Here is a 23,345-nt window from a genome sequence, read left to right as displayed (position 1 = left end):
ATCGGGGTAGGATTCTTACATGTACGGCTCTATGCAAAGCCAGTGGAGGATATGGCAATGCTTTGCATAGAGTTTAGAAACAATCATATTGCCAACGAAGAATCGTAATATTCTGCTAACTGGCTTTGCACCTTATTGATTTATTAAATAAGGGAGTGATGCCCGTGAAATATTCAAAAGCCGAAGCTATTTTTCCGGAAGAATTGCTACGTATCATTCAAGAATACGTTCAAGGGGAATTGGTTTATATCCCCAAACCCAAAGAGGCACATTTAAAATGGGGAGAGAAAACGAACAGCAAGAGTAGAGTCTCTGCTCGAAACGCTGAGATTAAATCTTTATTCCACAATGGAGTCAGCATAGAGGAGTTGGCGGGGCGATATTTCTTGTCCTGCGAAAGCATAAAGAAAATTGTCTATACAAAGAACTAATGAAATCCGCTAAATCGTCCTATCGACGGTTTAGCGGATTTTGTTCAAAGATGAATTAAATCAACTTATACATAGTAACCGCACATCTAAATCGATAGACTCAAGTTAAGGTTGTTGTGATAAAGGACGGCCCGATCATACGAAGGGGTGCAACGAATGGACGAAATCATAAAGAAGAAGTTACTGGACAAAAATGAACGACTCATTAACATGGTGATTGAACGCGCAAAAAGAGATTTTATAGACGATATCGCAATTATTGGGCTTACGGGTTCATTTAGCACGGGAGACTTTCACGAGAAGAGCGATCTTGATTTAATTATCATTAATAATACAGAAAAAGGATGGGAAATATCCGATTGCTTTATCTTAGATGACGTTGGATATGACATCTATTGCACGCCATGGAATTCAAGAATACAAGAGCAATCCACTTTGGAGAGTCCCAACGTATCGAGCTTAACTGAGCTCAAAATACTCTACTATGCAAAGCCTGAGGATTTGGAGAAATTGAACGACTTCAGGCAAAAAGCACTTGATGCACTTGCGAACCCGGTAGGAGAAGCGTGTCTTGATCGAGCAAATAAATGGATCGATCTGGCTAAGCAAGCATACAGTGATACGATGCTAGGTGAAGATATCGGTTCAGTGCGACATGCATCTGCCGACGTTCTGTTTAATTTAGTCAATGCCTTGGTTAGTATGAATAACACGTGCATACAACGAGGAATCAAGCGATATTTGGAAGAGATTCGTACGTTTCGCTATGTTCCTGATGATCTCGATTCCTTATACATGTCAATCATCGAAGCTCATACCATTGAAGATATTCGAATAGCCTCTTTTAATATGTTGAATAGTGTTACGAGGTTATATAGCAAGATGTGTGATAACTTTATAATTAAACCTGCTCCGACTTTTGATAATCTGAGGGGAACATATGAAGAATTGTGGTGCAACTACCGTAATAAAATTCTGAACAGTGTTATGACGAACGATGCTTCCTACGTCTTTCTTTCGGTCTATGGAGCACAAGGGTATCTTGATGAAATGGCTCTGGAGAAAGGAACTAAGAAATTTGATATTATGCAGTACTTTGATGCAAGCAATTTACCAGTTGTGAAAGAAAAGTTCCTTGAAGTGATGAATGAATATCTAGACGAATATGATAAGGTCGGCAGAGAAGTCGAACGTTTTACAACCTTCGAGCAACTATATGCCCATTATATGAATCATTGACCTTACCTTAGAGCCCTGAATAATTAACGAAAGTTCGATAAATTCAAATGAAGACAATCGATATAGTGGCTATAGTTAACGAGATGAAAAAAGCGGCAATGCCCTCGGGCTTGCCGCTTTTAGTTGACCCCAAACAGGGATCAAAATAATTCCAACTGCTCCGGTCCTTCTTCCTTCTCCGGTTCAGTGCGATCAGGAAAAGGCTTCACTGGCAAATCCAGCAGATCCATCATCATCTGTGCATTCGCCGCTGCATCGCCACCGGAGTTGTTGTTAAAAATAACATAGACATCCTTGCTCTGCTCCTGCAATTGCTCCAGATAACCTTTCCACTCCAACAGCTCTTCCTTGTTGTAACGGTACAGATAACGGGTCTCGCGCCAATTGGGTGCACCATTCTGATGCCAGCCGGACACATTGCGCCCATGCATGCGAACCAGTGTCATATCCGAATCCGTGGCCTGGGGCACGATGGGAATGGAACCCAACCCCGCCTGAGGTTCGTCACAGACGCTGTGAATCCAGCCTTGCTCTTTCATGAACGCAAGTGTTCGCTCACGCATGTCATCTTCATACCAGCTGCGATGGCGGAATTCCAGGGCGCACGGAATGCCCTCCATTCGAAGCTTCACTTCACGAAGCTCTTTCACATTGTCCTTATTACATTCGAACCAGGGCGGATATTGAAATAAGGCTGCCTGCATTTTGCCCGCTTCTATGACGGGTTCCAGTGATTCCCGAAAGGCTTTATACATCTCCGACGTGCTGGTGAAGTAGGGTTTGCCTCTAAGATGTCCGGTCATTCCCTGATAGGCTTTGATGATAAAAGCAAAGGATTCAGGCGTCTCAGCAGCCCATCGTGCCATGCGATCCCGCGGCTGTACGGCGTAGAAGGAACTATCCACCTCCACGGTGGAGAAATATTGTCCGTATAGACTGAGCTTGTCTTTGGCTTTGGTACGGTTCGGATAGAGATCTTCCTGATCCCCCCATCCGGTAAGTCCGATGTGAATCATAAGAACACCTCCTGTTGCTTTTTGAACAACCTCTTATAATTACCCGATTCGCAGGGATATGCGTATGATTAATATTATATCGTGTACATTTTGGCTCTTCAATGTAGGCAATGTACCGGGATTTTTTTGAGTTTGCAGAATAAAGACGTTACAATACATTAAAGCTAGGGGAAATGACCAGGCCTGTACAAAGCGCACTACAGATAGAGGGCCAAGGACGAGGTGGAGGGCGAGATTGAATGACGGAATGGTATGAAAAGAGTTTTGGAGAAGATTATCTTCTCGTATACAAGCATCGGGATGTGCACGGTGCCTATCATGAAGTACATAAAATGATCAATTGGTTGAAGCTTAAGCCTAATGCTGAAGTATTGGATCTATGCTGCGGTATGGGGCGACACTCCCTGGCACTTGCTGATGCAGGATTGCGAGTGACCGGAGTTGATCTGTCCGATGTGCTTTTACGCGAAGCGCGCCTAACAGACACCGAACACCGAGTATCGTGGTGTCATGCGGATATGCGTGAACTGCCGCTGAAAGGTGGTTTCGACGCCGTAGTTAATCTGTTCACATCGTTTGGTTATTTCCTGGAGGACGGAGAACAACTGAAAGTATTACGAGCCATTCATCGCATGCTTCGGCCGGGTGGCAGCTATATTATTGATTTTATGAATACGGCGTATGTGACTCGTCATCTGGTGCCGCACTCCGTCCGAGAGGATGAAGGGCAGCGAATTGAGGAATTCCGCAAGATTGAAGATGGATTTGTGCAAAAGGAAATTCGTATTACCGACACCACATCCGGACATGAACCGCGAGTATATCAGGAGCGTGTAAAGTTGTACACTCGTGATCAACTGAGTCAGATGTTAAGTGCAGCCGGGCTCCGGGTAGATCAGGTTCACGGCGGCTATGATGAAGAGAAATATGACGAGCAGACTTCTCCACGCATGATTTTTGTGGGGCGTCGTCCTGTGGAGTGAACGGAGATCGTCAGGAAGGGGGATCATATGAAGCGAACAGAAGAGATGTCCATGACAGAGGGCATATACCGGGTCAAGATCAGCATGTCGTTTCCCTTGCGATGGGTGAACAGTTATGTGTTATCAGAACCGGATGGAAAGATAACCATTATAGATCCCGGACCGCGTAATTCGGAAACAGAACAGGAGTGGAGTGAAGCGCTGGCAGATCTCGGTCTGACCTTTGGCGATATTCGTCAAATTGTACTGACCCACCATCACCCCGATCATCTTGGGTTGTCGGGTTGGATGCAACAGATGACGGGGGCACCCGTCCGAATGTCCACACGCTCACGCGAAGAAGCCGATTATATGTGGGGACCTGATTCACACATTAATACAATATTACCTGATTATTATGGTCGTCATGGTATGCCGGTAGACAAGACTGAACAGATATATGAACATATGAAGACATTTACTTCGCAGATCACGCCCCTTCCGAATGTCATACCTGTTGAAGATGGCGAGTGGCTCGATATGGGCGGGCGACGTTGGGTTGCTGTCGAGACGGGGGGACATGCCCCAGGCCATTTATCCTTTTATGCGCCAGAGTCCATGGAGATTCTGTGCGGAGATGCAGTTTTGCCACAGATTTCACCGAATATCAGTCTGCAACCCGGCAGTGACCCTCAGCCATTATTGTCTTATATGGAAGGATTGCAACGTCTCGGAGAGCTGAACGTCAAGCAGGCATATCCGGGGCATCGGAATCCATTTTCCACATTCAACGAACGGACCGTTCAACTGCTCGAACACCATGAGGAACGACTTCAGAAGCTGGCGGATCGAATGCAGGAGTCACCCGCGAATGCGTATGACATCTGTCTATACATGTTTGGCAATCGACTCGGTACCCATCAACTGCGGTTTGCCATGAGTGAGACGTTGGCTCATTTGCAGGAGTTAATTCGACGTGAAGTAGTGAAGCAAGTGCAGCAATCGGATGGTACGCTCTATTTTCAAATCTATACGGAATGATGATATCGTTAAGAAAATGATAATTCGATCTTATATAGAGGCTCGGGACAGGAAACTCACCTGTTCGGGGTCTTTTTAGCCTGTCTTAACAGTTCATTCATCTATTTTTAAGCCACCGCGTCTATCATACAACTATGAACTTCGCTAGGGCGTGTCTTAGAACTCCGAAGGAAGCAGATTATGAGACACACCCTAAAGAAAGCAGGGATGAGCGATGACCAGAAAAAAACGAAATCAATGGAGAAAATGGCAAGCTTCAGCGGCAGCAACGTTGACTGTGGCTGCACTCTTTCAATATGTAAGAACTTCGGATGCCTTTGATGTAGCCTACGCAGCAGCGAATGGTACAGACACAAGCGTTACTGCTTCAAGCCAGGTGGATACGCGGGATGATGTGATGGATGAATGGTTCAACAGCACAACGGACAGCAGCAACTGGAATACACAGGACAATGATAATGATGATAGTCAATATAATGGAACAACCGATAACACACAATCTGCTGGGCCTGATCAGAGCATGAATAACGAGAGAAGGTACTCAGATTCTGAACGTCCGAGCCAACATAATCAGGATTCAGATTCCGGATATAGCAGTGGCAACTATCAGTCACGCACAGGTGCATCATGAGCCGCACAGTGCAAGTTGCTCGTCCGCTCCGGTTTCAATTCCGTGCGATGAACACGGATGTTGAAGTACAGCTGTCTGCTGGGAAGGAACAAGTTGAACATGCAGCAAACTTAGTGAAGAATTGGTTTGAGACGCAAGAGCAGCGCTTTAGCCGGTTTGTCGCAGATAGTGAACTGAATCGTCTGAATCATGCAACCGGATGGATGCCCATTTCCGCTGCGATGGATGAAGTTTTGAGTCTGGCCTATGGGTATATTGGACTGACTGAAGGGATTTTCCAACCGGGTATCTCGCAGGCTCTTCAGGCTTCGGGATATGATCTAAGCTTCGAGAAAGTGCAACAACGACAACTGCAGCGCCCGCTGCTTGAACGCATTTTGCGAACGAGAACACCTGAAAGTTCAGGAATGATAGAAGATCGGCATGACCACAGTCGTCCGGGATGGATTCAGCGGGAAGGTAGCCGGATGGTTCATCTGGACCCTGGAGCTGAGTTGGATCTGGGAGGAATCGTTAAGGGATGGGCAGTGGAGCGCATTGCGGACTGGTTGCAGCGAACATTGCATATCCCGGCGGGTTTAATTAACGCGGGTGGAGATATTCAGGTATGGGGTACACCGGACTATCCCCAGTGGACCTTGAAAGTAACAGATCCTTTCCAAGAACAGGGGGATGTGTCAGGTACGATTCGTTTACAGCGAGGAGCTGTTGCCACTTCGGGTATCTCGCATAGGCAATGGCAAAATTCAGACGGAAGCCTTGCGCATCATCTCATTGACCCCCGGACAATGGAACCGGCGGATACGGATGTGCTACAGTGTACCGTTTTGGGACAGCATGCGTCGCAATGCGAGATTATTGCCAAGACGGTCTGCATTCTGGGGAGTGCCGAGGCGGTGGGCTGGCTAAACCGACACTATGATCGTCATGACGTCCTGTGGATAACACAGGAGGGAAGCACTTATTTTAGAGGAAATACGGATACGCTCGCTGAGCACTGGCCCGGTTTTGATCCGGATCATCGCTTCAGTCTGATTTAAACGAGGACAAGTCTAACAGATATGGGGGAGCCGGTTATGGCACAATGGATTGTAGATTACCTGCCGACGTGGAATATCATTCGAATTAGTGGAATTGCTCCTTATGTGCTACTCTTTGTCGGTGTATTTCTGGGCATTGCTCAAGGGATGCCTATGGCCAAGGGCAAACCAAAAGCAACCATGTTCAAATGGCATACTCGAACGACCTGGCTCGCCTTCGGACTTGGACTCGTGCATGCGTTAACGTTATATATTGATCATTACAGCCCATTTAGCTGGGGAGAACTTCTGATTCCTTTTACCGCCTCCGTGCATCCGATTGGCAGTGGTCTGGGAACGTTATCCTTCTATGGATTAGTGATCGTCCTGTTATCCAGTGACCTGCGGAGCAAATTGGGCCGCAAATGGTGGTTCTTGTTCCACATGCTGTCCTACCCCGTGTTCATTGGTCTGCTGGTTCACGGCATGGTAACAGGATCAGATTCTGGCAACATTATCATGCGAATGATGTATGTATTTACCGGACTCAGTATACTTGGTATCACCGTATTACGTGGCATGTTGCGAGAACGCAAGGGCCCGGAGATCACGATTGGACCGAAATGGACATCCGCTGAGCCAGCTGCCGAGCAGAAGTGGGTTGAAGGTTATGGTCTGGCGGGAACGGTACGACCTAAACATCTCAAATAATAACATGTGGATCATCCAAAAATTATGGCACACATGCAAAAGAAGCGGCCATCAGGCCGCTTTTTCCATGAACAGTTATTTCTTCAAACAGTTATTGCACTAAGCATCTACATACATGTCCAATCTTTCACTTGATTTCAAGTACGAAACGAGTTACGTGTTATACCGTGTCATCGCTGACCGGTTTTTCTCCCAGTGCTTCTTCAAGCTCGGATTGTTTGCGATGGGCGATCCGACTGCTCGCTGCCGATGCAATTGCACCGACAATATCATCGAAAAAGGTGTGGACAGGACCCAGGCTCTTGTCATTCAGTCGTTCAAGCACCCCTGGCTTCAGCTTGTCCACATAGCCATAATTCGTAAATCCGATACTGCCATATACATTGACGATGGAGAATGCCAAAATCTCATCCACGCCATACAGCCCTTCGTCATTCTCAATCATCTCCTGCAAAGGAGATATGAGCTGCCCCTGTTCCGCCAGAATATCAAGCTGAATCCCGGTCAGGACGGCGTTCTGTACCTCACGTTTGCGGAGAACCATCTCCACATTTTCGATACACTCTTCCATCGTAAGACCAGGATAATATTTTTTCTGCAATAACATGACCAGTTCTGCGATCTCAGGGATCGTGACGCCCCGCTTATGCAGCCATTCCCTAGTTGCCTCCGCGACCTTGCGGCTATTCAGGCTGTAAGGGATTTTTTCTTGCTCAGGATGTTCCATGGGCGATTCCTCCTCTGAAGTTAGCAATGTCCCTACTCTTGCTTCCTAATACGTATTAACCGGTTTTACGTTTCTTTAAGATCATCGAACGTATAACTTTTCAGCGAAGCTTTTATCTTTTAGTTATTTTTTGGACAAAGGCTCGTATACATGGTAGTACAAACTGTAAAAATGATGAGGGGGAACGTGATCATGAGAAAGATCCAATCTTTGCGTACGGTATCGGCAGCTGCGCTGCTGAGCATTCCTATGGTGTTGTCAGGTTGTGGCATGTTTGGAGCCCAGTCTTCCGAAGCTGTTGATCCGCCACCGCCCATTCAGGAAGCAGCCATGATCCAGGCAGCCGAAGGGAATGGGGCACTCGCAACGCTCCCGTTAACGACAGTATATCTGCAAGACCAGCAGGGACTGCTCGCTCCGGTATCCCTGACTCTTCCTTCTGGAACAGATGCCAGCAGTCCCAAGACAGCACTGGATACACTTGTCACAGGCGGGGCCTACGCGGGTATGTTGCCAGAAGGATTCCAGGGCGTTCTCCCGCAGGGAACGGTTGTACAGAATGTAACGATTCACGCGGATGACAAGCTGGCAGTCGTGGAGTTCTCGGGTAATTTTGCCAAGTATGATGCGAAGGAAGAACGGAAAATGCTAGAAGCTGTTACCTGGACATTGACGGGAACACCAGATGTGGAGAATGTGCAGATCTGGGTGGATGGCAAAAAGTTAACACAAATGCCGGTAAACAGTACGCCGTTGCCTGAACCGCTGAATCGGGCTGTGGGAATCAATCTGGATCTGGGTGATACTTTGGTGGCGAACAGCAGTCCGGTCACGGTCTATTTCTCAGCAGCTTCACCAGCAGGCATCCAATATTATGTTCCAGTTACACGTCTCGTTACCCCTGGCGAAGATCGGGTGCAGGCAGCATTGAATGAGCTGATCAAGGGACCTGACAAAGGCGGTGAACTGGAAGAAGTCATGACAGGCGGAACAGAGCTGCAATCGGTCAAAACGGCCGAGGATGGCACAGTAACAGTTGCCTTGAAAGATGATATGTTTGCCGAAGGGGATATCGTACCTAGCGAGCTGTTACAGTCTGTTGTATTAACCACTGCGGAGAATACAGCCGGCAAGGATGCCAAAGTGCAGATCGAATGGAACGGCCAAAAAACGGTCATGGGTGATGATAACCGGGATTACAGTACGCCTGTTTCCAAGCCTGAATATATCAACGAAATTCCGATTTAATGAACGCAGAATGCATAAGGATGCTTTTAATTGAACTCTTTGGTAAAATATAAGGGATTCGTAAAATTGTTAACAAGCTCAACATTACAGGATGCTTAAGTCGTAGGAGGCAGAAAAAATGAGATCAAACGGACGAAACAGCGAACAGCTGCGCCCGCTGAATTTAACAGTGAACACGAATAAATACGCCGAGGGCTCTGTACTGATTGAAGTTGGAGATACAAAGGTGATCTGTACAGCTACAGTGGAGGAACGTGTTCCTCCCTTTATGAAAGGGCAAGGGAAAGGCTGGGTAACGGCTGAATATTCCATGCTGCCACGTGCAACACATACTCGTAACCAACGTGAAGCCAATCGCGGCAAATTGACTGGACGCACCATGGAAATCCAACGTCTGATTGGTCGGGCACTGCGTTCAGTGGTCAATTTGCAGGCGCTTGGTGAGCGTACGATTACGCTGGACTGCGATGTTATTCAAGCTGACGGAGGCACACGCACAACGTCCATTACCGGTGCGTTTGTAGCGTTGGCACTCGCTGTGAACAAGATTTCTCAACAACACAAACTGCAAGTATTCCCAATTACGGATTTCATAGCAGCAGTAAGTGTAGGTGTTGTGGGTGAACAGCCTGTACTGGATCTGAACTATGATGAAGATTCCAAAGCCAAGGTGGATATGAATCTAGTAATGACAGGCGGCGGCAAATACGTCGAGCTCCAGGGAACAGGTGAAGAAGCGCCATTTGATCGCCGTGAGCTGAACGCAATGCTGGAACTGGGCGAGCAGGGAATTTTAGAGATGATCGAGCGTCAAAAAGAAGTACTTGGACCGATTGCGCTCAAGATTGGCGCGCGTGGATTAGGAGAAGCCTAAGATGAGTTTGGACAGCCCAATCCTCATTGTTGCTACCCGCAATGCGGGTAAAGTCCGTGAGTTCGCACATGCTTTCGCACCGCTTGGCAAAGAGGTCAAGAGCATGTTTGACTATCCGGAGCTGCCGGATGTGGTGGAAGATGGCGTAACGTTTGCGGAAAATGCCTGGAAGAAAGCTAAGGCGGTAGGCGACGCGCTTGGTTTGCCCGTACTGGCAGACGATTCTGGACTTTGTGTAGATCTGTTGGACGGGGAGCCCGGAGTTTATTCAGCGAGATATGCAGGCGAAGGAGCAACGGATGCACAGAACAATGCGAAGTTGCTGGAGACGCTGGAATCGTTGAAATCCGGTGAGGACACTGAGCAGCCGCTTCTCAGTCCGGCTCGATTCGTCTGCGCATTGGTCCTGTACGATCCGACAACTGGTGATAAATATGAATCGGAAGGTACTGCGGAAGGCTGGATTACAGCTGAAGCTGCGGGTGCTGGTGGTTTTGGATATGACCCTCTCTTCTATGTACCTGAATACGAAATGACAATGGCAGAGCTGACGCTGGAACAAAAGCAGGCGATTAGCCACCGTGGTCATGCGCTGAGAGCACTCGTATCCAGACTTGAAGGCTGAGTCGCAACGAGAATTTTTGATTTAGCGTATCAGATGTGAACATCAAAAGCGTTAATGGAAGGAAAGGAGCATTCCGATGGAATGATTCACCAGCCATTAACGCTTTTTTTATATGAATTGAAGTTGCCCAACGCGGTTAGGTAAGCTCCTTCCATATACCTAATGATGGGGGCTATTTCCGCGACTTCATTCCAGAACGTATGTTCCTGTACCTACATAAGAAATGCTTAACATTGCATGATTGGGAACCTCATTGGGACTGGAGTTGGAAGAAGTTGCAAGCTGTGTGTGGTATGGGTTAACATTCAAATTAACGAATCATATATGAACCTTAAACGGAGGGATTTGCTCATGCAAGAAGTGAAGCTTGTTGTATCCTACGATGATTATGAGGACGGCATTCGTATGGAAAAATTAATTAAGGATTTGGCGGCTAAACCGGAGGCCAGCTCACTGGAAAGTCTGGTCATCGGAGATTGGGGACAGGCTTATGAGAGCTCACCTCAAGAGTTCATGAGCACACTCATCCAGTCGGCTCCAAGCTTTCCGTCATTGAAGAAACTGTTCATCGGGGATATGGGATTCGAAGAATGTGAAGTGTCGTGGATTATTCAGACGAATCTTACCCCCTTGTTGGGTGCCTTTCCAGAATTAACATCATTCTCGCTCAAGGGCAGTAGCGGCCTTAGTCTGGAACCGCTCCAGCATGCCAAGCTTGAAGAATTGATTATTATCTGTGGCGGTCTCCCGAAAGAAGTGTTATCTTCGATCACCCATGCCAAATTGCCTGAATTGCGTAAACTGGAATTATATATTGGCGTCGATAATTATGGCTTCAATGGTTCAATTGAAGATATACTGCCTTTGTTAGAAAAAGGATTATTTCCAAAGCTGGTTTACTTGGGTCTGAAAGATAGTGAAATTCAGGATGAGATTGCGAAAGCAGCAGCGGAAGCACCTATTCTGGATCAACTTGAAGTACTGGATCTATCGGAAGGAACGTTGTCCGATGAAGGGGCAGAGGCCTTACTTGCCAGTGACAAGATCAAGCAGCTGAAACACCTCGATCTAAGTTACCATTACATGACTGATGAAATGATCCGTCGCTGGAACCAATCGGGTATATCCGTAGACGTTAGCGACCAGCAACAAAGTGATGAGGATGACTGGCGTTACCCGTCATTAACGGAGTAGAGGATGTCAGGTTTTACGAAAGTAGTTGAAAGTCTGCATCAATCAGAAGATGTTCCTGATCTGGATCGGGAGCAGCCATTATTATTGATCGGAAATCCTCATAACCGACGAACGCAAGGCATGCAAGAAGCCAGGTATAGATTAGGGATGAAACCTGCCGTTGTATTGCCTTATGCCCAATTGCTCCAGAACTGGAGACAGGGGGGAACGATCGTTGATATAGTAGATTCCAATCTGCCTGTGCCCCTCGTTCGGATTGACGCTCCTGGTGAGGATTGGGAAGTAGAGCGTGAATTGTTATTCCTTGGAGTTATGAATGATACGTCATGCTTAACAAAAGAAATGGCGGCAGAGGCATTCACAGCAGAGCAGGTACTTGCGTTGGAACAGGAGTGGGGAAGAATCTATGCCCCTGCTCAGTGGTTCCGCGGCTGGAAAGCATGTCTGGATCGAATCGGCCGTGAGACTCGGGAAATATGGCCTGAAGTTCGATTCATGAATGATCCTGCTGACATCCAATTGATGTTTGACAAGAGAACATGTCAGCAGCATCTATACTCTCAGGGGGTTCATGTACCTCCTACGCTCCAGTCTTCACTGCCGATTCGAAGTTACACTGACTTGCGTACAGCGATGCAATCGGCCGGTATGAACCGTGTATTTGTGAAGCTTGCGTGTGGTTCGGGTGCCTCAGGTGTTGTCGCGTATCAGATTAACCCACGTACGGGTGACGAAATCGCCATAACGACGATGGGAATGGAACAGGCGCAGGGCAAGACAATTTTTTATAATGAAGGACGTTTACGCAAGTATTCCCGTAATGGCGAGGTTGCTGCGTTAATGAACTGGTTATGTGCAGAAGGCGCACAGATTGAACGGTGGATGCCCAAAGCCACGTTTGATCAGCGGGCCTATGATATTCGCCAACTGGTTGCGGGTGGACAGGCAGGCCATGCGATTATGCGACTAAGTCGTACCCCTATAACCAATCTGCATCTGCGCAATGAACGTATGTTGCCTGCTGAAGCTGGTCTGGATGAACAGCGGATGTCGCTGGTTCGGACGGCAGCGCAGGCAGCCATGTCTGCTTTTCCCAACTCGTGGTCAGCCGGGATTGATGTGATGCTTACAAGTGATTCGAATCTGCGTGCCTATGTGCTGGATGTGAATCCGTTTGGAGATCTGTTATACAGGGTTGAGCATCATGGCCTTGGAACCTATGAGTGGGAAATGGAACTTTTGCGAAAGGAGCCTATTCAACATGCCTGATATGAACACCATTGTGGGCTCCCATGATCTGTTAATGATTACGCTGGATACGTTACGCTATGACGTAGCCAAGCTGGAAGAGGCGAATTGTCCCAATCTGTGTGGTTCCGGTCCGTGGGAGAAGCGTCATACTCCAGGCAGTTTTACATATGCGGCACACCATGCTTTTTTTGGTGGTTTTATGCCGACCCCTGCCAATACGGATAAGGCATCGCATATAAGATTGTTCCATTCCCGGAATACCGGACTCAAGACTCATCCGCATACCTGGCTGTTTGATACACCGGATATCGTGTCCGGGTTCGCAGCTGAAGGTTACCGTACCATCTGTATTGGCGGCGTCATTTTTTTTACGAAAAAAAAACCGCTTGCGAAAGTATTGCCCGGCTATTTCCAACAGAGCTACTGGCGAATGAACTTTGGGGTAACCAACCCCAAATCGACAGAACATCAGGTACAGCATGCATTAAAGCTGCTTGAACAGACGCCGCCGGATGAAAAGATATTTATGTTTTTGAACGTGTCTGCCATTCATGGCCCCAATCGTTACTTTGTGGAAGGTGCCAGGGAGGACTCGGTGGAGACTCAGCGAGCTGCACTTCGATATGTAGATGAGGCACTTGGGCCATTGTTCGAGGCGATGAGGAAACGTTCCCGGCCTGCCTTTTGTTTAGCTTTTTCCGATCATGGTACAGCTTACGGTGAAGACGGGTATCAAGGACACCGGCTTGCACATGATGTCGTCTGGACGGTGCCATACCGTGAATTTTTCGTATAGAACGTATTGCTCTTAACGTATTAATCTTATGATGATGATAACAACCGGAGACAGGAGGAGACCGATGGACAATCATTCACAACCCATGACAACAGGCGATTCCGATCAGTCCGGATCCAATACAACGATTACAGGTCTTCGTGAAGTACTCGCATTCCCTTATCGTTCGTATCTGTACTCATACCCGCACAAGACCGCATATCGGGAGCTTGACCCACCACTGCCGCTGGGACCAATGTGGGAACGAGAAAATACCGATACGTATTTTTTATATATGCATATTCCCTTCTGTGCTGCACGTTGCGGATTCTGTAATCTGTTCACCCTGCCGGATCGACGGGATGATACGCATGAACGTTATGTGGATGCGCTGGAACGCCAGGCGAAACAGTGGGCACCCATTACATCTCGAAGACCGTATTCGCGGTTCGCGATTGGTGGAGGAACGCCTACATTATTAAATGAGGTTCAGTTGAATCGTCTGTTTGATATTGCTGAACATGTGATGGGGCTGGACCCTGCGCAAGCATCGATTTCGGTGGAAACGTCCCCGGATACCGTTACGGAAGCCAAGCTGGCTATTATGAAGGAGCGAAGTGTGGATCGTATTAGTATGGGTATCCAGAGTTTCATTGAAGCTGAAGCATCTGCCATCTATCGTCCACAAAAACCGCAGGAGGTCGAACAAGCGCTTGAGAAGCTTACCCGTTATGATTTCCCATTGTTGAATCTGGATCTGATCTATGGTCTGCCAGGTCAAACGGTCGAATCGTGGATCTATTCACTGGAAAGAGTTTTGGCTTACGAGCCGGGCGAAGTCTTTATCTATCCTTTGTATACTCGGGAAAATACGATCGTGAAGCCTGATGATATTCGTCGTCAGGGACCTGACATTCGGATGGAGCTGTATATTGCTGCACGTGAGACTTTAAAAAGTAAAGGATATGTACAGTATTCGATGCGAAGATTTGCCAAGGAACAATCGTCCTCCAAAGTGCTTCTGCCTTATAGCTGTCAGGAGGAGGGCATGGTTGGTCTGGGATGCGGCGCACGCTCTTATACGAGTGAGGTACACTATGCTTCCAAGTACGGTGTGAGTTACAAGGCTACACAGAGCATCATTGCCGATTATGTGGCGACTGAGCGCTACGATGTGGCGGATTATGGTATCGTGTTAAGTCGTGAGGAACAGAGACGTCGCTTTATTCTGAAAGCCTTGCTGCATCGGGAGGGATTGACGTTGTCTGACTACCAACAGCGCTTCGGTACCGATGTGATGGCTGATTATCCTTGGCTTAGCGAGTTGTTTACGGAAGATATGGGGCGGGTTGAACTGGAGGAAGGCGAACGTGTATTACGTCTGACAGAAGAAGGACTGGGTTACTCCGATGCAATTGGAGATTGGCTTATATCCGCCGAAATTCGTGAACAGATGGAAGGGTTTGTTTTCTCATGAGAGCGACTTTGTATTATCGCGGCAAGTTGTCTTCTTGCAATTATGACTGTCCATACTGCCCTTTTAGCAAAACCGTCGATTCCAAAGAGACGCTGGAAGTGGATGAACAACAATTGCGTCAATTTGTGAATTGGGTTAAGGCACAGGAAGACGAAGGTCACCGCTTCTCCATTTTCTTCAATCCTTATGGTGAAGCGTTGGTACGACGCTGGTATCGGGAAGCTATGATTGAGCTGTCACATATGCCACATGTGGATAAAGTTGCGATCCAAACCAATCTGTCTGTCAAGCTGGATTGGGCGAGGGAGCTGGATGCGAATAAAGCAGCTTTTTGGGCGACGTATCATCCTCGTGAGACAAAAGAGTCTTCTTTTGTAAAACAATGTCTGACCTTGCGTCAGATGGGACTTGCTTTTAGTGTCGGTACTGTCGGACTCCGTAGTGCTTTCCCCGCAATTGAGTCCATGAGACAGGCTTTGCCGGATGATGTGTATATGTGGGTAAATGCCTTCAAAGATCGGCCCAAGTATTACACGCCGGAGGAAATTCAGTTTTTACGTGGGATCGATCCGCTTTTTGAAGGTAATCTGCAGGACTATGAGAGTTTGGGCAAACGTTGTGCTGCCGGTTCGGAAGTATTTTATGTACAAGGGTCAGGGCATGTGAAGCGGTGTTACAAGGATCGCCGGATCATTGGGCATCTCTATCGCGATGGTCTGCAAGCTTTGGCCGAGGATCGGCCTTGCCGCATGAAAAAATGTGGCTGTTACATCGGCTACATTCATATGGAGGATTCTCCCTTCAGAGAAACATTTGGTAGTGGGCTGTTGGAGCGTAATCCGGTCTTTCCGAATTTCATATGTTAGCATAACTCTGAAATGCATTTTTCAGTGTAGGCGGGATCAGACCTTGGGTTTGAACAGGCTACGCTGAAAAGTGTGTTTTTTTGATATTCTCAGTTACATATTGTTTAATATTTTTGATGAAAAAGGGTCTTGACTATTCTTGTTGAAATATTTTCCGGGTTTATGATTCAAATCCTGTGTTTCTTGGGTTAATATAAATAGGAAAAAAGACCTGTTTCGAATAGTATTTATACATACAATCTGTATATGTATCTATTTATAGGTCTAAAGTCTTATTTCCGTTAATCTGTGGAAGGGGGACCGATGTCGGGGAAGCGCGCACGTTATTTGAATCTCGGGGGAATAGACATGAAAAGAATATCAATTAGCCGCAAGTTACTTATGGGTTTCTCATCGGTACTGTTATTACTGGTGGCTGTAACGGTTATAGCGTATACCCAATTTGTATCCATTGAGAAAACGTATACAGAATTAATTAATAATAGAACAAGTAAACTATTGCTCATCAAAAATATGACGATAGATCTTAAAACACAGCAGATTGCTTTGAGGAATTTTGTGATGGAAGACAATGAGGTTAACGAGGATGAATTCAATAAGGCATATGAAGACTACATAGCGTTAAGCAAGGAGTTACAATCAACGGTTACAAGTCAGAGCATGAAAGACTACCTCACCCAATCAGATGAAGCGATGAGTAAGTATCATCAATTTGCCAAGAATATTATGACACTGACAAGACAGGGGAATAACAGCGAGATCTCGAGACTAATGCAGGATACGGCTCCAGCTCTGATCGGTGAGTTTGAAGCCATCGTCAATAATATGGAGAAACATCAACAAGACTCCATGGATGCTGGCGTTGTGAATGCCAATCTTCAGATTGCTCAAGTTCTTCGTTGGATTACTATTATTGGGGTCGCTTCCATTCTCATTGGAACACTCGTTGCGTTCATCATAGGCAGACTGATCTCCCTGCCTGTCGCTGCAGTTGCTCAAGCCGCAAGTCGCATTGCGGAAGGGGATCTGACTGGTGAACCTATTACAGTTCGTAACAAGGATGAGATTGGTGATCTGGCCCAAGCCTTCAACATCATGTCCGGGAATCTGCGTACACTTATTCATCAGGTTGGGAATAGCGCAGAACACGTAGCTGCTTCTTCCGAAGAACTGACCGCAAGTACGGAGCAGACATCCACCGCCACGGAACAAGTGGCCATCACGATGGGGGAGATTGCGACGGGAATGGATACCCAGGTACGGATGGTCAGTGACGGATTCCAGACGATGACTGAGTTGACTACAGGTTTTCAGCAGGTTACGGTGAACACCTTAAATATGTCGGAGGAAGCGACGAAAGTTTCAGCGAAGACGGTATCTGGCAGTGAGTCCGTTGAATCCGCTGTAGGACAGATGAATTCCATACATGATACGGTCTCAGGTCTGTCGGCAGTTATCGAAGAATTGAGCAGACATTCTCGGGATATTGTGAAAATGGTGGAGAGCATCTCTGAAATATCAGCCCAGACCAATCTTTTATCCCTTAACGCTGCCATTGAGGCCGCTAGAGCTGGTGAACATGGGAGAGGGTTCCAGGTTGTTGCCACAGAGGTTCGTAAATTATCTGAACAATCAGCACGTTCAGCGGAACAGATTGTGCCTTTGGTAGCCTCCATGGAGAAAGGGATGCGGAACGCTGCTCAATCCATGAGTGTAGTGACGGCAGAGGTGCAAGAGGGAATTGAACTTGTTCACCAGGCAGGTGCTACATTTAATGAAATTCGGGAAGCAGTTGGTAATGTAGCGGGTCAAACACAAGAAGTTTCTGCTTCAATCGAGCAGATGTCAGCAGGTGTAGAGCAGATTAGTATTTCCATGAAAACCATTATGGAAGTGACGGAAAGTGGAGCAGCGGGAACGGAAGAGGTGAGTGCTTCTTCAGAGGAACAGTTGTCTGCAATGCAGGAGATCGCTTCCGCAGCCAATGATCTCTCGTCCATGGCAGAGCAGTTGCAACAGACTGTCCGTCAATTTAAAGTTCAATAAATTCCGGCTTAAGAGTAAAGTGTGGGTGAAAGGTTGGGCGTAGGCTTAAGTAGCCTCTCACATAATAAAGGGTGTCCGTACAGCTAACTGCTGTCTGGGCACCCTTTTTGGTCTTGATCTAGAACCATGTGCTGCAAGATAAGACAGGTTAACGAATAGCGACTTTATACGTCCGCAACCAGGTATTGATCTGCGTTAGATAGGCGAACAGTTGTGGACCAGACATTAATTGTCCGAACCATGGGAGATTGGATGCGGCATCTGGAGAAGAAGCTAAGTTGCGAATTTGGGCTTTGTCGATCAAAGGCAAAATTGGCGAGGTTGGATCGTCCAGTATGTCAAGGACCTGTTGTTTAACCGCGGCCAGATATTGCGGATTATGTGTTTTCGGGTAAGGACTCTTTTTGCGATATAACACATCATCAGGCAGGACACCTTCGAGTGCTTTGCGCAGAATACCTTTTTCCCGCCCGCCCGTTATTTTCATCTCCCAAGGGATATTGAATACATATTGAATCAGGCGATGGTCACAGTATGGAACCCGCACTTCCAATCCTGCCCCCATACTCATCCGATCTTTGCGATCCAGAAGTGTAGGCATGAAACGTGTAATGTTCAGGTAGGACATCACCCGCATTTGTGCATCTTTACCCGTTTCCCCATCCAGAAGAGGCACTTCAGCCACTGCATCGGAATAGCGGTCTGCCAAATAGTCGAGTGGCCGAATCCATTCCCGAATATCCGGGGATAATAGCGCTGCTCTCATGTCAGGTGCTACAGACCACGGGAACGTACCGGAGTTCAGCATATCTTCTCGATGGAACCAGGGGTAACCGCCAAACACTTCATCCGCTGCTTCGCCTGAAATGGCAACCGTGGCCCCTTTTTTGATTTCTTTACAGAACAGATAGAGCGAGGAGTCTACATCTGCCATGCCCGGCAAATCCCTTACTAGCATAGCCTGTGTCAGGGCATGAACCAGCTCTCCGTTCTCAATCTCAATCCAGTGATGATCGGTCTTGAGTTCATCTACCATTCGTTTAATCCAGGGGCCATCTGCACCTGGCTGAAAGGAATGTGCCTGGAAATGCTTGGCGTTATCCACATAATCGACAGAATACGTACTGACTTGGCCTTGCCCGGTCCGGTTGTAATAATCCACGGCTAAAGCAGACAAGGCACTGGAGTCCAGTCCTCCTGATAAAAGAGAGCATACTGGGACATCCGAAGCCAACTGGCGCTCCAGTGTATCTTGCAAGAGTGTTCGCACTTCGGCTGCTGTCTCTTCCAGATTATGTTCGTGATGCAGGCTTTCCAGTTTCCAGTAGGCATAGGTTCGGATCCCGTTTCGGTTGTAGATCAGTGCGTGCCCAGGCTTGAGTTCACTCAGTGAAGAGTATACACCGTGTCCTGGTGTCCGCGCAGGTCCTACAATAAACACTTCGGCCAACCCTTCCGGGCCAACCGCGGCTTCTACATCTGGATGAATGAGGAGAGCTTTGGGCTCTGAGCCGAATACGAGTGTGTCTTTGGCATTACTGTAGAACAGAGGTTTCACGCCAAGGCGATCTCGTGCCATAAAAACCTGTTCGCGTCCCCCGTCCCATATGGCAAAAGCGAAAATACCGTTAAACCGGTCAACGCATGCCGGTCCCCACTCGATATAAGAGGCGAGCAACACTTCCGTATCACATTGCGTGCGGAACGGATGCCCCCGCTGGAGCAATTCCTTTTTCAACTCGGGTGCATTGTATAGTTCTCCGTTATACACGACGGTATAGGAGGTATCTCCCTGTAACGCATGCATGGGCTGTGCCCCGTTCTCGGGGTCCATTACACTAAGACGCCGATGTCCAAAGGCACAAGGATTGGAGATCCATGTACCTGAAGCGTCGGGCCCCCGGTTCGACAAGCTATCCGTCATACGGACTAGCAGCTCTGATTCCTGGGTCAGATCCCGATTCCACTGTATGAAGCCGGTAATACCGCACATGGTTTGTTCATCCTTTCTTGGTCGAGTCATTCATCCGTAGGGCTGCTTAATTACGGGCAACCAGCAAATGTTGTCTTTTTCGTCAGAGGTCGTAACAAATATATGCCGAAAGCAGGCATAAAATGTCTGTCCTCTTCGGAAACTAGTTCTAGGGACAACGACCTAAACATGCCTGTGAAGGAGAGAACGTGCAATGGACAGTATGAAGTATTATGTGTCTGTCATGGGCCGCTCCGTTATTCCGGATCCGTCGGTAACATCGTATGAATGGATCATTCAGGCAACGCCGCAGGAAGCGGAGCACTTACTGGGACTGCTGAGCCTCATGCAGGAAAAGGAGGAAGAGGCCTTTCCTGGCATGGTGTTCCCATGGCCAGATACACCGGAGGAGTCCGTAAACCGGGCGTATGAAACGATATTACAGCAGGTGTATCGGGAGATTTACCGATTAGGCACACCGGAGACACGATACCAGATTGAACAAACGACATGATAAGCACAAAAGAAAAGGAGCGCGATGAGCAATGTATGCCATTCAAGATGCTAAAATACGCAGATTAACCGAGGTAGATGGATTATCTTGTGCAGAAGTGGAAGTACAACCTGGAAATGCCGGAGATCCGTCATTACTTGTATACGTGGCCTCTACTCAACCTGGAAATTCACTGGAAGTCGTTCGGATTGTACGCAATCACTCTGATTCAGCGATCGACTGGTATAACAATAATATGCACACCGCATTTGAAGAGGCGACAGAAACCGCTTTTGAGAACAGCGATGGTATGACGGTGGAGGAAGATAAGGCTCAGTTTCAAAATGAGTTATTTGCCTTTGGTTTGCTTGGTCCAACGCTTCAGCGTTATCTGATCGGAAAGGCTTAACCGGGAACGTTTGTATAAGTTGGATTGATGGATGGCAGAATAGGAGTTCCATGTCGACCATACATCGATAGTAAACGAATTGTTCTAACCACAGCTGCAACTGGAAAACCCCGCTGTTAATAAACAGCGGGGTTTTGTTATGCAAGTCAGTCCGGGCGGATAGGTGATCAAGCGTACTCACGCAGCACTTGAATCCCTTTGACCACGTTATATACAAAGCTTAATCCGTAGATCACAAAGAATAGAACGACAAAGCCGACGGCTGAACCCAAACTATGTGCAGTCACGAAGAAATAAAATAGCGGGATGGCAGCAAGAAAGGGGAATACATGTGAGAATAAGGCGCGTTTTGCATGTCCCTCAATGTAAGCATCCTTGGCAACAATCCATACGATGATTGGAAACAGGAACGGGGCAAAGAAAATACTAAAGTAGGATAGGGCTGATAAAAGTTGTCTCATGACGATTCTCTCCTTCAATGCATCATTGAAATGTATGTATGCAAAAGATTACCCAGCAATTCTAACATTGAACATGTCTTATGTTAATCTTGCTCTAAATGTCCCCATCTCCTCAATATAACCTGGTTCAAGTAATCATATTCTTAAAGGGAATGGAGTATGAGAATAATACCGAAAGTACATTTAGAAAGGTTGTTCAAAAATTCCGAATTTGATTACGAAGGATGCCTGTGGAACTCGCATTGAAGTATAATTATTAATTTTTTTATAAAACTATTGAAAAATATAGAAATCAGAGTATAATAAGAACCGCGCCGAAAATTTATAATACATATTTGTCTCAGTAGCTCAGCTGGATAGAGCAACGCCCTTCTAAGGCGTCGGTCGGGGGTTCGAATCCCTCCTGGGACGTAAAAAAAGAAAACTTCCTTCGGGAAGTTTTTTTTGCGTTCAGGGGAAGAGAACCCCAACGGTTCGTCGGAGCATTCGCTTCGTTAGCGCCACTTCGCAGTCTCGACTGCAAGGAGAGTATCCCTCCTGGGACGTAAAAAAAGAAAACTTCCTTCGGGAAGTTTTTTTTCGTTCAGGGGAAGAGAACCCCGATGGTTCGTCGGAGAATTCGCTTCGTTAGCACCACTTCGCAGTCTCGACTGGAAGGAGAGTATCCCTCCCGAATTTGTTTATTGGTTATACCTATAAACAATATAGAATTTATATATTTAAATAATAAACAATTCTGTGCCACAATGAGGATATCAATAACGGAAGCGACGGTGGTATCCATGAAATCAATAAATCAATGGCAAGCAGATGACTATGACAACAAACTGGCTTTTGTCTCCGAATATGGCAAAAACCTGATCTCTTGGCTTCAACCTCAAAAAGGGGAATACATTCTTGATCTGGGTTGCGGTACGGGGGATTTGACGTACGAAATTTCTCTGGCCGAAGCTGAAGTTGTTGGTATGGATGCATCGCCGGACATGATTCGCCGTGCGAGGGAGAAATTCTCTGGAATTGAGTTCGTGGAAGGAGACGGTCATCAGTTTGAGACGAATAGACAGTATGATGCCGTCTTCTCCAATGCAGCCTTGCACTGGATGCGAAGTCCGAGATTAGTGGCGGACAGTATATGGAAATCTTTGAAGCCCGGAGGGCGATTTGTAGCAGAATTCGGTGGTAAAGGGAACGTGCAGACTATCGTGAATGCCTTGGAAGAGGTTATCGAGCGAAACACGGGCATTCGTGCTTCTGAACGTAATCCTTGGTATTTTCCGTCGATCGGAGAATATAGCTATATTTTGGAACAAGGCGGATTTCTGGTACGTCATGCCTATCACTATGACCGTCCTACCAGATTGGAAGATGGTGAGCAGGGTATAGTAGGATGGTTGGCTCATTTTGGAGGAGACTATTTTGAAGGTTTCAGTCATGATGAGATACAACAAATATGCCATGAAACCAGTCAGATCGTGGTGCCTAAACTTTGGGAGAGTGATGCTTTGTATGCAGATTACAAGCGTCTGCGTATTGAAGCCGTGAAGCCGGAATGAAGTTGATTTTGTGATAGTTATCGATGTTAACCGAATTGATTTTATGCTTTGTACACTAAATAACTTTACCATATACCAAGATTCTCTTGCTGACAAAGAGGCGCTTGGTCTTTTTTTTTGATGCATTATTTTAAAAATAAAATATTCGAACGACAAATAATTACAAGTAGATATTTTTATCATACTCAAGACCCATATAAGTAATTTTTATATCATTTATGTAAGTATTTAGAAGGAAAATGTGGTATTTTGATAGAATAATTTACCAAGGGTCAATCTTCTTGCAGATAGGTGGTGAAATTGGAGTGCGTATTGCAGTACGCA

General features: G+C 46.8%; 23 protein-coding genes and 1 tRNA gene. 20 read left to right on the top strand and 4 right to left on the bottom strand.

Translation table 11 applies throughout. The features are described from left to right. Positions 1-164: 164 nt before the first annotated feature. On the top strand, positions 165-431 hold the full coding sequence (locus tag NLBNIHML_RS11060) for a CD3324 family protein (RefSeq protein WP_494354372.1): 267 nt from the start codon (positions 165-167) through the stop codon (positions 429-431). A gap of 156 nt (positions 432-587) precedes the next feature. Then, entirely contained in the window at positions 588-1,670 is a 1,083-nt protein-coding gene (locus tag NLBNIHML_RS11055) for a nucleotidyltransferase domain-containing protein (protein WP_494354371.1), read from the top strand. A gap of 140 nt (positions 1,671-1,810) precedes the next feature. Here the strand turns inward: NLBNIHML_RS11055 and NLBNIHML_RS11050 are convergent, their stop codons facing one another. Next, positions 1,811-2,686, bottom strand: coding sequence for a DUF72 domain-containing protein (locus NLBNIHML_RS11050; protein WP_339237186.1), 876 nt, complete (start codon positions 2,684-2,686; stop codon positions 1,811-1,813). A 239-nt stretch (positions 2,687-2,925) separates the two neighbouring features. Between NLBNIHML_RS11050 and NLBNIHML_RS11045 the strand changes: the two genes are divergently transcribed. From NLBNIHML_RS11045 to NLBNIHML_RS11025, 5 genes are all read left to right on the top strand, one after another. Next, on the top strand, positions 2,926-3,669 hold the full coding sequence (locus tag NLBNIHML_RS11045) for a class I SAM-dependent methyltransferase (protein WP_339257075.1): 744 nt from the start codon (positions 2,926-2,928) through the stop codon (positions 3,667-3,669). A 27-nt stretch (positions 3,670-3,696) separates the two neighbouring features. After that, entirely contained in the window at positions 3,697-4,689 is a 993-nt protein-coding gene (locus tag NLBNIHML_RS11040) for an MBL fold metallo-hydrolase (protein ID WP_494354370.1), read from the top strand. 214 nt (positions 4,690-4,903) lie between these two features. Next, on the top strand, positions 4,904-5,320 hold the full coding sequence (locus tag NLBNIHML_RS11035) for a hypothetical protein (RefSeq protein WP_472476628.1): 417 nt from the start codon (positions 4,904-4,906) through the stop codon (positions 5,318-5,320). Then, positions 5,317-6,360, top strand: a complete 1,044-nt coding sequence (locus NLBNIHML_RS11030; RefSeq protein ID WP_494354369.1) for an FAD:protein FMN transferase — start codon at positions 5,317-5,319, stop codon at positions 6,358-6,360. Before NLBNIHML_RS11035 ends, NLBNIHML_RS11030 begins: the two co-directional genes overlap by 4 nt. 36 nt (positions 6,361-6,396) lie before the next feature. Next, positions 6,397-7,050 (top strand): ferric reductase-like transmembrane domain-containing protein, encoded by a 654-nt coding sequence (locus NLBNIHML_RS11025; RefSeq protein ID WP_494354368.1) that lies wholly within the window; start codon positions 6,397-6,399, stop codon positions 7,048-7,050. Between the two features lie 160 nt (positions 7,051-7,210). Here the strand turns inward: NLBNIHML_RS11025 and NLBNIHML_RS11020 are convergent, their stop codons facing one another. Then, a complete protein-coding gene (locus NLBNIHML_RS11020; protein WP_105601152.1) occupies positions 7,211-7,777 on the bottom strand; it encodes a phosphatidylglycerophosphatase A family protein in 567 nt (188 codons plus the stop codon). Between the two features lie 192 nt (positions 7,778-7,969). On the opposite strand from NLBNIHML_RS11020, the gene NLBNIHML_RS11015 reads away from it, so the two are divergent. The 9 genes from NLBNIHML_RS11015 to NLBNIHML_RS10975 all read left to right on the top strand — a co-directional run bounded on the left by NLBNIHML_RS11015 (position 7,970) and on the right by NLBNIHML_RS10975 (position 18,133). Then, on the top strand, positions 7,970-9,025 hold the full coding sequence (locus NLBNIHML_RS11015) for a GerMN domain-containing protein (RefSeq protein ID WP_339237159.1): 1,056 nt from the start codon (positions 7,970-7,972) through the stop codon (positions 9,023-9,025). 118 nt (positions 9,026-9,143) lie between these two features. Then, positions 9,144-9,899: a ribonuclease PH gene (rph, locus tag NLBNIHML_RS11010; protein WP_253440370.1), complete on the top strand. Its 756-nt coding sequence runs from the start codon at positions 9,144-9,146 to the stop codon at positions 9,897-9,899. A 1-nt stretch (position 9,900) separates the two neighbouring features. Next, positions 9,901-10,524, top strand: a complete 624-nt coding sequence (locus tag NLBNIHML_RS11005) for an XTP/dITP diphosphatase (RefSeq protein WP_091011846.1) — start codon at positions 9,901-9,903, stop codon at positions 10,522-10,524. Positions 10,525-10,875: 351 nt separating this feature from the next. Beyond that, positions 10,876-11,718 (top strand): STM4015 family protein, encoded by an 843-nt coding sequence (locus NLBNIHML_RS11000; protein WP_494354367.1) that lies wholly within the window; start codon positions 10,876-10,878, stop codon positions 11,716-11,718. A gap of 3 nt (positions 11,719-11,721) precedes the next feature. Beyond that, the gene (locus NLBNIHML_RS10995; protein ID WP_494354366.1) at positions 11,722-12,987 is read left to right on the top strand and encodes an STM4014 family protein; all 1,266 of its coding nucleotides are present in this window, start codon (positions 11,722-11,724) and stop codon (positions 12,985-12,987) included. Continuing rightward, positions 12,980-13,765, top strand: a complete 786-nt coding sequence (locus tag NLBNIHML_RS10990) for an STM4013/SEN3800 family hydrolase (RefSeq protein ID WP_494354365.1) — start codon at positions 12,980-12,982, stop codon at positions 13,763-13,765. Before NLBNIHML_RS10995 ends, NLBNIHML_RS10990 begins: the two co-directional genes overlap by 8 nt. Before the next feature lie 64 nt (positions 13,766-13,829). Further along, positions 13,830-15,221, top strand: coding sequence for an STM4012 family radical SAM protein (locus NLBNIHML_RS10985; protein ID WP_472476634.1), 1,392 nt, complete (start codon positions 13,830-13,832; stop codon positions 15,219-15,221). Then, positions 15,218-16,087: an STM4011 family radical SAM protein gene (locus tag NLBNIHML_RS10980; protein WP_494354364.1), complete on the top strand. Its 870-nt coding sequence runs from the start codon at positions 15,218-15,220 to the stop codon at positions 16,085-16,087. The genes NLBNIHML_RS10985 and NLBNIHML_RS10980 overlap by 4 nt, the downstream gene beginning before the upstream one ends. A 348-nt stretch (positions 16,088-16,435) precedes the next feature. Beyond that, entirely contained in the window at positions 16,436-18,133 is a 1,698-nt protein-coding gene (locus NLBNIHML_RS10975; RefSeq protein WP_339257059.1) for a methyl-accepting chemotaxis protein, read from the top strand. Between the two features lie 148 nt (positions 18,134-18,281). Here NLBNIHML_RS10975 and asnB read toward each other — a convergent pair whose 3' ends face one another. Then, the gene (asnB, locus tag NLBNIHML_RS10970; RefSeq protein WP_494354696.1) at positions 18,282-20,126 is read right to left on the bottom strand and encodes an asparagine synthase (glutamine-hydrolyzing); all 1,845 of its coding nucleotides are present in this window, start codon (positions 20,124-20,126) and stop codon (positions 18,282-18,284) included. A 193-nt stretch (positions 20,127-20,319) separates the two neighbouring features. On the opposite strand from asnB, the gene NLBNIHML_RS10965 reads away from it, so the two are divergent. Together NLBNIHML_RS10965 and NLBNIHML_RS10960 are read left to right on the top strand one after the other, a co-directional pair. Further along, positions 20,320-20,619 carry a hypothetical protein gene (locus NLBNIHML_RS10965; protein WP_339237137.1) on the top strand — a complete coding sequence of 100 codons (300 nt, stop codon included), beginning with the start codon at positions 20,320-20,322 and terminating at the stop codon, positions 20,617-20,619. Between the two features lie 31 nt (positions 20,620-20,650). Further along, complete coding sequence (locus tag NLBNIHML_RS10960; protein WP_494354363.1) at positions 20,651-21,007, top strand: hypothetical protein; 357 nt, start codon at positions 20,651-20,653, stop codon at positions 21,005-21,007. 167 nt (positions 21,008-21,174) lie between these two features. Here the strand turns inward: NLBNIHML_RS10960 and NLBNIHML_RS10955 are convergent, their stop codons facing one another. Next, positions 21,175-21,468: a magnetosome magnetite crystal formation protein family gene (locus NLBNIHML_RS10955; protein WP_253440343.1), complete on the bottom strand. Its 294-nt coding sequence runs from the start codon at positions 21,466-21,468 to the stop codon at positions 21,175-21,177. Between the two features lie 337 nt (positions 21,469-21,805). Between NLBNIHML_RS10955 and NLBNIHML_RS10950 the strand changes: the two genes are divergently transcribed. Continuing rightward, positions 21,806-21,879: transfer RNA gene (locus tag NLBNIHML_RS10950), tRNA-Arg, on the top strand. Positions 21,880-22,250: 371 nt separating this feature from the next. Next, the gene (locus NLBNIHML_RS10945; protein ID WP_494354362.1) at positions 22,251-23,021 is read left to right on the top strand and encodes a class I SAM-dependent methyltransferase; all 771 of its coding nucleotides are present in this window, start codon (positions 22,251-22,253) and stop codon (positions 23,019-23,021) included. Positions 23,022-23,345 lie beyond the last annotated feature (324 nt).

The sequence above is a fragment of the Paenibacillus sp. JNU01 genome (assembly GCF_059130585.1).
This window is presented reverse-complemented; position numbering and strand designations above follow the sequence as displayed.

What these genes read in the sequence shown, in the direction of transcription:
- NLBNIHML_RS11040 (WP_494354370.1), top strand. Translation starts at nt 3,697, where the DNA reads ATGAAGCGAACAGAAGAGATGTCCATGACAGAGGGCATATACCGGGTC.
- NLBNIHML_RS10995 (WP_494354366.1), top strand. Translation starts at nt 11,722, where the DNA reads ATGTCAGGTTTTACGAAAGTAGTTGAAAGTCTGCATCAATCAGAAGAT.
- NLBNIHML_RS10945 (WP_494354362.1), top strand. Translation starts at nt 22,251, where the DNA reads ATGAAATCAATAAATCAATGGCAAGCAGATGACTATGACAACAAACTG.
- NLBNIHML_RS10980 (WP_494354364.1), top strand. Translation starts at nt 15,218, where the DNA reads ATGAGAGCGACTTTGTATTATCGCGGCAAGTTGTCTTCTTGCAATTAT.
- NLBNIHML_RS11015 (WP_339237159.1), top strand. Translation starts at nt 7,970, where the DNA reads ATGAGAAAGATCCAATCTTTGCGTACGGTATCGGCAGCTGCGCTGCTG.
- NLBNIHML_RS11020 (WP_105601152.1), bottom strand. Translation starts at nt 7,777, where the DNA reads ATGGAACATCCTGAGCAAGAAAAAATCCCTTACAGCCTGAATAGCCGC.
- NLBNIHML_RS10955 (WP_253440343.1), bottom strand. Translation starts at nt 21,468, where the DNA reads ATGAGACAACTTTTATCAGCCCTATCCTACTTTAGTATTTTCTTTGCC.
- NLBNIHML_RS11030 (WP_494354369.1), top strand. Translation starts at nt 5,317, where the DNA reads ATGAGCCGCACAGTGCAAGTTGCTCGTCCGCTCCGGTTTCAATTCCGT.
- NLBNIHML_RS11035 (WP_472476628.1), top strand. Translation starts at nt 4,904, where the DNA reads ATGACCAGAAAAAAACGAAATCAATGGAGAAAATGGCAAGCTTCAGCG.
- NLBNIHML_RS10975 (WP_339257059.1), top strand. Translation starts at nt 16,436, where the DNA reads ATGAAAAGAATATCAATTAGCCGCAAGTTACTTATGGGTTTCTCATCG.
- rph (WP_253440370.1), top strand. Translation starts at nt 9,144, where the DNA reads ATGAGATCAAACGGACGAAACAGCGAACAGCTGCGCCCGCTGAATTTA.
- NLBNIHML_RS10990 (WP_494354365.1), top strand. Translation starts at nt 12,980, where the DNA reads ATGCCTGATATGAACACCATTGTGGGCTCCCATGATCTGTTAATGATT.
- NLBNIHML_RS11055 (WP_494354371.1), top strand. Translation starts at nt 588, where the DNA reads ATGGACGAAATCATAAAGAAGAAGTTACTGGACAAAAATGAACGACTC.
- NLBNIHML_RS11005 (WP_091011846.1), top strand. Translation starts at nt 9,901, where the DNA reads ATGAGTTTGGACAGCCCAATCCTCATTGTTGCTACCCGCAATGCGGGT.
- NLBNIHML_RS10985 (WP_472476634.1), top strand. Translation starts at nt 13,830, where the DNA reads ATGGACAATCATTCACAACCCATGACAACAGGCGATTCCGATCAGTCC.
- NLBNIHML_RS11000 (WP_494354367.1), top strand. Translation starts at nt 10,876, where the DNA reads ATGCAAGAAGTGAAGCTTGTTGTATCCTACGATGATTATGAGGACGGC.
- NLBNIHML_RS11050 (WP_339237186.1), bottom strand. Translation starts at nt 2,686, where the DNA reads ATGATTCACATCGGACTTACCGGATGGGGGGATCAGGAAGATCTCTAT.
- asnB (WP_494354696.1), bottom strand. Translation starts at nt 20,126, where the DNA reads ATGTGCGGTATTACCGGCTTCATACAGTGGAATCGGGATCTGACCCAG.
- NLBNIHML_RS10965 (WP_339237137.1), top strand. Translation starts at nt 20,320, where the DNA reads ATGGACAGTATGAAGTATTATGTGTCTGTCATGGGCCGCTCCGTTATT.
- NLBNIHML_RS11025 (WP_494354368.1), top strand. Translation starts at nt 6,397, where the DNA reads ATGGCACAATGGATTGTAGATTACCTGCCGACGTGGAATATCATTCGA.
- NLBNIHML_RS10960 (WP_494354363.1), top strand. Translation starts at nt 20,651, where the DNA reads ATGTATGCCATTCAAGATGCTAAAATACGCAGATTAACCGAGGTAGAT.
- NLBNIHML_RS11045 (WP_339257075.1), top strand. Translation starts at nt 2,926, where the DNA reads ATGACGGAATGGTATGAAAAGAGTTTTGGAGAAGATTATCTTCTCGTA.